At 63.2% G+C, this 752-nt stretch carries 1 protein-coding gene; it reads right to left on the bottom strand.

Annotation, left to right across the window (positions count from 1 at the left end):
• Positions 1-534, bottom strand: a 534-nt coding sequence (locus CKO23_RS24975) for a helix-turn-helix domain-containing protein (RefSeq protein ID WP_242482594.1), incomplete at its 3' end; no start/stop codon positions are given.
• Between the last annotated feature and the right edge of the window lie 218 nt (positions 535-752).

The raw sequence follows: 752 nt of genomic DNA, 5'->3' as shown, positions 1-752 counted from the left end.
GGTCTCGCAGACATCGCGACAGCGCTTGGCGAAATCACCAGCGCGCGGGGTGTTGATCCAGCCCTGTACGCGATGCGGCTTGAGATCGATCTCGCGTAAGAAGCGTCCGATGGAGTGCGCGGAGATGTCTTCGACGATCCCGCGCGCCTTGGCCTCTTCGGCCAAGTCCGCATGGGTCCAGCGCGTCAGCTTCACCCCTTCGCGGACCGCAGGCTCGCACGCCAGGGCGATGATGGCGCAGATCTGCTCGGGGGTGAAGGTCGGCGGTGTCCCCGAACGCGGGCAATCGCTCAGACGCTCGAGCACCGGGTGATCCGCGCGCTCGCGCCAGCGGCGGCGCCAGCGTTGGACCAACGAGCGACTGACCTGCAACGTGGCGGCCGTTTCGTGCATCCCCTTGCCGGCGTCGGCGGCGAGAATGATTCGGGCTCGGATCGCCAGTTGCTGCGCCGTGGTGTGCTGACGCACCAACGCCTCCAACTGGGTACGTTCTTTGTCGGTGAGGGAAACGGGAATCGGGGTGCAGCGTGGCATCGTGTCATCAACTCGTCGGCGAAACTCAAGACAGATGAGTAGGATGCCATCGATCGCCCAGAAACAGTATTAGGACTTTCACTCTAGACCACTAGCCCCGAGTTTCTTGCGGCTGGTGCGGCGCTTGACCTTGAAGTGACCCTTCTTGGTCTTGCCGCAATAGTGGGTGAAGCCGAGAAACGTAAACTCCTCGGGCTTGCCTCCTCGCGCCTGCGCAT

The organism is Thiocystis violacea (assembly GCF_016583565.1).
Classification (GTDB): domain Bacteria; phylum Pseudomonadota; class Gammaproteobacteria; order Chromatiales; family Chromatiaceae; genus Thiorhodococcus; species Thiorhodococcus violaceus_A.
The sequence above is the reverse complement of the archived record's forward strand: the minus strand, read 5'-3'. Positions and strand labels throughout refer to the sequence as shown.